Origin of the sequence: Nostoc sp. (genome assembly GCF_036917455.1) — a bacterium.
In the GTDB taxonomy this organism is placed as follows: Bacteria; Cyanobacteriota; Cyanobacteriia; order Cyanobacteriales; family Nostocaceae; genus Nostoc.
Genome location: NZ_JBALDK010000249.1, coordinates 1 through 8,217 on the forward strand (window position 1 = coordinate 1; position 8,217 = coordinate 8,217).

11 protein-coding genes and 1 pseudogene are annotated in these 8,217 nt (G+C 40.8%); 7 read left to right on the plus strand and 5 right to left on the minus strand.

The genetic code is table 11. The features are described 5' to 3' along the window. Positions 1-296 precede the first annotated feature (296 nt). The 4 genes from V7K42_RS27350 to V7K42_RS29025 all read left to right on the plus strand — a co-directional run bounded on the left by V7K42_RS27350 (position 297) and on the right by V7K42_RS29025 (position 1,310). Complete coding sequence (locus tag V7K42_RS27350; protein WP_334920643.1) at positions 297-431, plus strand: hypothetical protein; 135 nt, start codon at positions 297-299, stop codon at positions 429-431. 163 nt (positions 432-594) lie between these two features. Beyond that, a complete protein-coding gene (locus V7K42_RS29015) occupies positions 595-750 on the plus strand; it encodes an ISAzo13-like element transposase-related protein (protein ID WP_442938637.1) in 156 nt (51 codons plus the stop codon). Then, on the plus strand, positions 716-883 hold the full coding sequence (locus V7K42_RS29020) for an ISAzo13-like element transposase-related protein (protein ID WP_442938636.1): 168 nt from the start codon (positions 716-718) through the stop codon (positions 881-883). The genes V7K42_RS29015 and V7K42_RS29020 overlap by 35 nt, the downstream gene beginning before the upstream one ends. Before the next feature lie 202 nt (positions 884-1,085). Next, complete coding sequence (locus V7K42_RS29025; protein WP_442938638.1) at positions 1,086-1,310, plus strand: ISAzo13-like element transposase-related protein; 225 nt, start codon at positions 1,086-1,088, stop codon at positions 1,308-1,310. Between the two features lie 355 nt (positions 1,311-1,665). Here V7K42_RS29025 and V7K42_RS27360 read toward each other — a convergent pair whose 3' ends face one another. The 3 genes and pseudogenes from V7K42_RS27360 to V7K42_RS27365 all read right to left on the minus strand — a co-directional run bounded on the left by V7K42_RS27360 (position 1,666) and on the right by V7K42_RS27365 (position 3,646). Next, on the minus strand, positions 1,666-2,400 hold the full coding sequence (locus V7K42_RS27360) for a peptidylprolyl isomerase (RefSeq protein WP_334920646.1): 735 nt from the start codon (positions 2,398-2,400) through the stop codon (positions 1,666-1,668). Positions 2,401-2,716: 316 nt separating this feature from the next. Then, positions 2,717-3,120, minus strand: a pseudogene (locus V7K42_RS29030) (hypothetical protein); the annotation flags it as partial. Positions 3,121-3,271: 151 nt separating this feature from the next. After that, on the minus strand, positions 3,272-3,646 hold the full coding sequence (locus V7K42_RS27365; RefSeq protein ID WP_012411291.1) for a c-type cytochrome: 375 nt from the start codon (positions 3,644-3,646) through the stop codon (positions 3,272-3,274). Positions 3,647-3,856: 210 nt separating this feature from the next. On the opposite strand from V7K42_RS27365, the gene petG reads away from it, so the two are divergent. Then, positions 3,857-3,970: a cytochrome b6-f complex subunit V gene (petG, locus tag V7K42_RS27370; protein WP_063721252.1), complete on the plus strand. Its 114-nt coding sequence runs from the start codon at positions 3,857-3,859 to the stop codon at positions 3,968-3,970. 128 nt (positions 3,971-4,098) lie between these two features. Here petG and rsmD read toward each other — a convergent pair whose 3' ends face one another. Continuing rightward, a complete protein-coding gene (gene rsmD / locus V7K42_RS27375; RefSeq protein WP_334920648.1) occupies positions 4,099-4,644 on the minus strand; it encodes a 16S rRNA (guanine(966)-N(2))-methyltransferase RsmD in 546 nt (181 codons plus the stop codon). Positions 4,645-4,735: 91 nt separating this feature from the next. Next, on the minus strand, positions 4,736-5,371 hold the full coding sequence (gene hisH, locus V7K42_RS27380; protein ID WP_334920650.1) for an imidazole glycerol phosphate synthase subunit HisH: 636 nt from the start codon (positions 5,369-5,371) through the stop codon (positions 4,736-4,738). A gap of 599 nt (positions 5,372-5,970) precedes the next feature. On the opposite strand from hisH, the gene V7K42_RS27385 reads away from it, so the two are divergent. After that, positions 5,971-7,338: a DUF3370 domain-containing protein gene (locus tag V7K42_RS27385; RefSeq protein ID WP_334920652.1), complete on the plus strand. Its 1,368-nt coding sequence runs from the start codon at positions 5,971-5,973 to the stop codon at positions 7,336-7,338. A 175-nt stretch (positions 7,339-7,513) separates the two neighbouring features. Then, complete coding sequence (locus V7K42_RS27390) at positions 7,514-8,170, plus strand: ATP-binding protein (RefSeq protein ID WP_334920654.1); 657 nt, start codon at positions 7,514-7,516, stop codon at positions 8,168-8,170. Positions 8,171-8,217 lie beyond the last annotated feature (47 nt).

The following is an 8,217-nucleotide window of genomic DNA, read 5'->3' on the forward strand; positions in this document are numbered from 1 at the left end:
TAAAAGCCTCCTCAAATTCCAAATGAGAAGGCTTTTATTTTTTCATTCTTTCTTTTGACTTTCACACTTTCTTCTATTTATAGCGGTTCTCACTTGAGTCAAATACAGTGTGGGAAGATTGGGTATATAAATATATCGGTATGCATTAAGGGATTTCCAGAAAATAAACTATGCCATTAATAATAATGATAATCATTTTAAGGGGGTAAAGGGGCAGCCGTCGGCAGCCCCTTTACCCCCTTTTTTGTAGTAATTTGAATAATGACGCTTGTTTTTGAATATGGCAAACGATGTCTGTGTCTATAGTATTAACTGATTCTCTGAAAAAGTTGTTGATTGAAACTGCATTTCAACTCAAAGGTTCCGCTAGACGTAAATTTATGGCGCAAACTGTTACACAACTAGGTCGTGGAGGGCAACGTCTAGTCTAGAGGGAGCTATACCAGACTAACAGCAGCATCGGCATTGAAAGAGCTAAAAGAGCTTGGATTTAGCCCGGAGCAATTAATTGCCACGAGCTAGTACAATGGCACAAGTATTGAACCGAATGGGCTATCGTCTTCGCCTAGTTGTAAAAGCCAAGCCTCAAAAAAAATACCACAAACACATGACATCTTCAACAACATCAAAGACTTTCAAAATATTGCAACAAGCGAATCAGTTAAGAGACTAAGCATAGACTGCAAAGCCACTGTAAATATTGGCGATTATTCGCGTGGAGGAAAAACTATCTTGGGACAATCAAGCTAGCGACCACGATATGGGATGCAAGGAAAAATACATTCCCTGTGGGATTGTAGACGAAGATAATGGGCAACTACATATTATCTTTGGTAGTTCCTATAAAACCAGGGATTTCATTGTTGATAACCTGATTCATTGATGGAAAAAATTATACCAGAAAAAAGACAGGATACCGAACTAATACAAATTAAAATTGATAACGGTTCCGAAAGTAGTGGAGTACGAACTCAATTCTTAAAAAGAATGGTCGAATTTATTGATCAGCAACAAAGACCAATTCAATTAGTTTCTTATCCAGGGTAAGCAAAAGTAAATATAATCCCATAGAGCGCTGTTGAGGCATTCTTGAACAGCATTGGAATGGAGCCAAATTTGTTGATGTTGAAGTTATGCTTTCATGGGCTTCTAGTATGACTTGGAAAGGGTTACATCCAATTTTGACTTTAAGCAACATTGTTTACCAAAATGGGATTTCCCTGACTAAGAAAGCCATGAAGCAAGTCGAGTCTAGATTGCAGAAAAATCTACTTCTGCCCAGATGGGATATCTTGATTCAACCAATTTAGGTGGTAAATTCTTTTTCGGAAATCACCTTAGTGTAAGTTTAACTTTTTTTCAGAGCCTAATAAGTGAAAACCGCTATATTCCCCTGATTTCTCTCCCATAGAAAACTATTGGTCGAAGCTCAAAGAGTTTAGTTTATTCGTTCTCTTGTGCCTCGTACCTATCATGACTTAGCTCAAGACATTGATACGGCTTTTGAAAAAATATCTCTCCAAGATATTCATAACTGGTTCACTCATTGTTGCTACTGTCGTCACTGAATACTTAGAACCAGCCTAAAGTTTTCTAAGTAACTATTAATTTTCAGTATAGAAACTTTATAGTACATTAGTTCGTATCTCATTCAAATGCATACGGCTATATTTGTTTTTGCTGTTCTTGTAGCCAGGTTTCAAAGAGCTCATTTAAGAGGCGCACTTTCATAAATTCATCCAGTTGTGCGGGGATAAATTTTTCCAGTCGCAAAATCACGAACCAGTCAGCGATGCGGGTAGGGGGCAATATCTGACCTGGTTGACTGCTAGAGAGCATTTGCACCATTACTGGATGTAGTGCGTTCAGTTCAATCGGACCTACTAAGCCACCAGTCTGGGCTTCTGGCCCGAGCGAGTATTCCCGCGCTAAGTCAGCAAAAGAGTTTTCTTTTGCCTGAATCCGAAAGTAAAGTTCTTGGGCAATTCCCACATCCTGAGTTCGTAGTAGTGAATAAATCACTTTGTCTAGTTTTGCCTTTGACTGAAAAAAGTAGGATTCTAGTTTATTACCCCAAGTAGCTTGCTTGAATTTTTCAATTTTCAGCTTACGAGTGGTAATAACTTCTAGTTGTTCAGGAATCAGCCCTTGATGTGCCATCCAAGCCTGGATGTCTTCTTCATTTTTGAACTGTTTTTCAGCGTAAAACTGCTGTTTGGCCTGGGCTACTTCCTCAGGTGTACACTCTATCACTACCTTCCCGAAGCGTGAGTTTTGCTCTATCGCCTCATCAATTATCAATTCTCGCTGCAACTGTGGCAGCATTTGGTAACTTGTCAGCAAGGAAATCAGTTCACTCGCTGTGATTGTACGATTACCGATTTGGATCGCTTCAGTCATTAGCTTTCGGGCATCTCAAGAATATCTGGTTTGTTAAAGAAGCTAAATGGTAGCCATTCGACTAGGAGCTTTTGTCTTAATCTTACCGAGTTAGGTACAGTAACCTCACTTTTTCAAAAATTACATACTTTAAAATATAGGATTCATATCTGATTTTTGAACAATATTTCGGATGAAACCCTTATAAAATGGGCTTTCCAGTTTCAGTACGTTTTCAGAAATAAAATCGGAATGCTATATACAGTTTATATATATTTCTATGGTATCCCTTCAATAGTTTGGGGTAAGCAATTATTCTAGTTGCCATAACCAGGACTTACGCATTGACAGAAATATCGTAATGTAAATTTAAGCCAGATTTCTTTACCAGCTGTCCTAGGATGAAGTCGCGAGCTACTTGAAGAGATAAATTTATCTGGACTTCGTACCAGTTTTCAATTAACTCTTGAGTTCGCATTAATTCTAGTTGCGTGAAAGCGCAGATAAGCTGTTCCACATTTCAATTACATAATTAGGGCGTGCAAGATGCCCACCTCACAAGAGTTATAAAAATTTTAGATATGCAAACTAGATGTGGTTTAGCTTAGTACTAAAAAAGTGAGTTTTAATAGCCTCAGATGTCCTCACTCTTACGGGTTCGCCAGTTGTTTCAAGTCGGAAAACCCGCCCAACGCACTGGCTCACCATGAATAGCTCAATTCCACACACTTGTTTGATGGATATGGATGAAGGCACATACTCAAAAAAGCTGATTCCCAATTTACGAGGAGTGGCAAAAAGCTGACAAATTCAGACTGTAATTTTTCTGTGGCTTGCTAAGTGGGAGAATCTTTGTAAGCGAGTAAGTCTTTGTAGTAATTCCAGAAATCATCTACAACGACTCTAAATAGCTCAAAAGATCCGCCATTTCTTGGGTGCTAGGCTGAAATTTTGGCATTGGCGGCGTTTCGCCACTGATCACCTGGTGAATCAATCCATATTGAGATTTATGCTTGGAGACAGCTTGCAAACTGGGCCCTACTCGCCCGTCTGCTTCTAAGCCGTGACAACCAGCACAGTTAATTTGAAAGATCGCGTGTCCTTGAACTGGGTTTCCTGTTAGAGATAGAACACTCTTAACATAAGGATCGGAGGCTTGAACCAACTGAATACCAAAAAAGCCCAAAGGGACTGATAGCAGTATGGCCAGCGTCAATAAAACGATGCGCTGAATCAAAATTTCAGGTTTGGTAATCTGGTTATCCAAAAGGTTTGCTGTGAAAATCTAGGTGTGCTCAAAAGTTTTCATTTCCTACACATAGCTTAAAAGTTCTTGATCGTGTCTGCAAGCACATAAGACTATTTTCTTGTGACCAGTCTCCCTCCAAAAAGTCTGTAGGGCGTAGGATTCATACCAAATTTGGTAAAATCAAAAACAGGCAACGAATATTTAATAATTACAAAGAGGAGATTTACAGTGGTTGAACCCCTGCTATCAGGTATTGTCCTTGGTCTAGTTTTCGTCACCCTCGCCGGACTGTTTTACGCTGCCTATAAGCAATACAAGCGCCCCAATCAGTTGGGCGGTTGAGGAAGTGCTGTTAGCAGAGGTAGCGGGACGTTTAGCCCGTGCTGAATAGGGGAGACAAGGGGGACAAGGAGGACAAAGAAGCAATTTTTCTCCCTTCTCTCCCTTGTCTTTCTCACTCCCTTCTCCTCTCATTGCACAACTCTGTAGAAAGTAAGTGATGTGTTGCCGTAAACTTTCTCGCGGCAAATTTCCCAAGAGGGAATCTCTGGTGGTGTCCAACCTTGTGAGGCGTGTTCAACTGCGATTTCACCACTAGGGTCTAAAAGTTGATGGTGAGCGATCGCTTCTAATACTGGCTGGTACAATCCACTGGCATAAGGTGGATCGAAGTAAATTCTATCAAATTGTTTGCCTGATAAAGTCTTTAACTGCTGCGTAATATCTCCCCGCAATACCCGAAATTCTTGCTCGGCATTAGCTACCTGCTGCCAATTTTGTTGGATGGTGGCACAGGCTCGGCTAGATTGTTCAATTCCCACTGCTAGGCTGGCTCCTCTACACAAAGCCTCTGCGCCCATTGAACCAGTCCCGGCGCACAAATCTAGCCAGCGACAACTTGCAATTTCTCCTTGCCAAATATTAAATACTGCCTCTCTTACCCGCGCACTGGTAGGTCTAGTTTCTTTTCCTGGTAAAGTTTTTAGCTGGCGATTACCGTAAATTCTCAGGCTCATTAGTTATTAGTCATTGGTCATTAGTTATTAGTCATTGGTCATTAGTTTTAGACAAAGGACAAAGGACAAAGAACAAATGACAAAAAGAGTATTAGGCAGGAATTTTTTCGCGGACTTGAGCAACAAAATTAGACAGGATTTGCAATCCGATATTAGAGGATTTTTCGGGGTGAAATTGAACTGCCATGAGGTTTTCGTGAGCGATCGCAGCTGTGACGGTTTGAGTACCGTGGGTGATGGTTGCTGCACGGATTAGCGGGTCTGTTGGGTCAACATAGTAAGAATGGACAAAATACACCCAAGGATCGGACGGTAAATGCTCCCACAAAATGCTTTTTCCCTGAGTCATTTGTAGCTGATTCCAACCCATGTGAGGAATAGTGATGTCAGGTTCGGGACGAAAGCGCCGCACTTTTCCTTTGATAATTCCTAGTCCTGGTTGGATACCTTCTGCACTTGATTCAAAGAGAATTTGCAATCCTAAACAAATTCCCAAAAAAGGTTTACCAGATGCGATCGCTTCTTTAATAGGTTGTTCCAAACCACGCGCTCGCAGGTGTTGCACTGCTGGATCAAATGCTCCTACTCCTGGTAGTACGATTGCATCTGCCTGCTCTAATTCCTTTGGAGAATAAGTAACATTAGGAGTTGCCCCAGCTTTTTCTAAGCCTTTACAGACTGAGTGCAAATTTCCCATCTCGTAGTCTACGACCGCAATAACTGGCATTCACCTGCTCCTTGTAAATTTATTATGGAGGGTTTTTCTATTCTAAATAATATTTGTTATGAAGAAAAGAATTCTATTAACTTATTTTGACATTTGCCTAAGAGATCAACAGTCGAATTCTTCTGATGATTTATTACTTGAAGTTAGCAAACTCGATCTGATACCAGATTACTGAAGTTTTTTCCGCCAGTTACCCGTAGACATGCAACTGACAAGTACTCAGGTAATGAAAAAAATCAATGCAATTCAATCTGATTAAACTATCTGTTGTAGACAGGCTACAATCCTTACACAATTAAGTGTGGAAGCATTTGCTAGCTGGGAAAAATGGTTTTATAGACAGAAGTTTATTTAGAAAAAGTAGTTGTGTGAGCAATGGCAATTGAGATTAGCCATGATTACGGTAAATTTGTCTTTACTATTCAGTGTTGACTACTTAACCGAAAATCAACTCCCGATCTGTTGTATTTTTGTCCGAGTACTGGTTCTCAATCAAGAAAATTTGATGGAGATTCTTGCAGATTTCGTATTAATTATTAACAAACTGGCACTTTCATCAAGTTGTTAATGTCTGTATGGTGAAAGAAATATCTAAGTATATGTTGCCATTGTTACTAATTTTCCCAATCGCTCAATCAACTCCTACCACACCACCACCTGAAGAAGTCGTGCAACCGCAAGAAGTACGTCCTTTACCAGGTCAATTGGATACAGTGCCAACCTTTAATAGCAATAGTCCAGAATTGGTTTTAAAAGAAGGAATTTTACTCTCCACTTTTCCACCAGATGGGAAAAAAGTGCCGACAGCGCATTTGAATTTTCCCTTTCGAGGACGATTTGATATTTTTGCCCATCACGTTGCTAGGGCTGAACCACCAGAAAATTTGCGCTCGCTCTATTTAGGAATAATTTTGCACAACCCTGGTTCGCAAGCAGTGAAGGTGAATATTTGGCAGGCGGCGAGTTATTTGAGTCAACCGGATGCGCCATTTATTCAGTTACCATCCTTTAGCCAAAATCCTTTAGGGACAATTTTTGCTGGCCCAGGCGATCGCGTTATGTCTGACGTGCTGAGGGGACTACGACAAGAGATTTTCCCGAACCAAATTGAAATTCCAGCAAAGCAAAGTCGGATGTTACTAAATTTACCAATTCCTGTGCAGGGATTGACACCGCCTCTTAATGGTCGGTCTACATTGATCCGATTGCAAAGTAATGGCATTGTCTATGCAGCTAGCCTAGCGATGTTTGCAAGAGTGAATCCTGATGGCAGTGAGCGATCGCCTACTTTAGAAGAGTGGCAGAATTTACTAGATAATGGCGATCTGGCTGGGCCACGAGATAAAGCGCCCACTCCCCTAGAAGAAACTGCCAAGCCGATAATTTATGGGCGTGTTGCTGGAGTCGCTGGTGGTTCGCGATGGAGAGCCTTATTAGTGGATAATCCTAAAGCTAGGTATCTGACTATTCCCCAGCCTGGTCAAGTATTTTCTTACGCTTTGAGTACCCTGCCTGGCGGAACATTGGGAACTGGTCAAATTCAAAGTGCTACTATGCTGGTGCGCTATCCTGACACCGCATATCGCGCTCATGGCAACTATGGGATTCAATATAATCTCAAGTTACCGCTATACAACAATACTCAAATTCCTCAAACTGTGAGTGTGTCCATACAAACACCACTCAAGGAGAATGAGTTAGTCAAACCAGGGTTACGCTTTCTCAGTACACCAGCCCGCGAAGTATTTTTCCGAGGGACAGTGCGGGTACGTTACAAAGATGAGCAAAATCAGCCACAAACTCAGTTTGTGCATTTAGTGCAAAAGAGAGGTCAACCAGGACAACCCTTAGTTTCATTAAATATGAAAGCTGGCGATCGCTCTTTAGTAGAAGTAGACTTTCTCTATCCGCCTGATGCCACACCACCACAAGTATTAACAGTTTCAACCCAAGGACAAAGCCAGTAATGAATCATAGGTAATTAGGTATAGCTTTTATCCAATTACCTATTTCCTATTAAACTTTTGTGAAAGGATAAAGCTGCTATAACTGTAAATATCCACACTAATTCACGTTTAGCAGTGCGGAATGACTACTGGGAAACGAGTAGAAATAGCTATCCCAGAAATTTAATTGTAAAAAATGACTGTTGATGATGCACTAAATATCCTTGAGGAGATTTTAGAGATAGAGCAGTTGAATAAGGTACAAAAGATTGTCTTTTGCCAGTCTTGGGAAGGGCAGTCTTACATGGAGATTGCCAATAGTTTTGACTATGACTATGGCTACATCAAAGATACTGGTTCGCAACTTTGGCAGATGCTCTCAGCTAATCTAGGACAGAAAGTGACAAAATTAAACTTTCAAAGTGTCCTCAAGTATTACACTAAACATCAAAAATCTCAGTTTCCCAGTCAATCAGCTTCTCTCATACCAGAAGTTAAACCATTAGGGAGTTTGTCATCATCAAAATATTCTACTTCTTTGATTGAAGAGCATGAAACTCGCTGGATCGGGCGTGAATTATTAGTTGATGCATTAACTCAGAAGATTCAGGGCAATTGCCGTGTACTGATGCTAGTCGGAATCACAGGTATTGGTAAGTCATCCCTTGCGGTTCGACTGGGCTTAGAACCAGCAATGGCTCATACCTGGCCGGTGCTTAAAATAATTCGCTTTGATGACAATTTGCACATATTTCAACAGTTTGCTCACCAACTCTTAGAGGAGCAAATGCCATCAGAGCCGGAGTTAAGCTGTTACGCAGCTAGATTGGATAATAAGAGATTAAATAATTAATCCAGTATCAGCCACCTATGCCAGCCAAAAATCATCTTTCTGAAGAG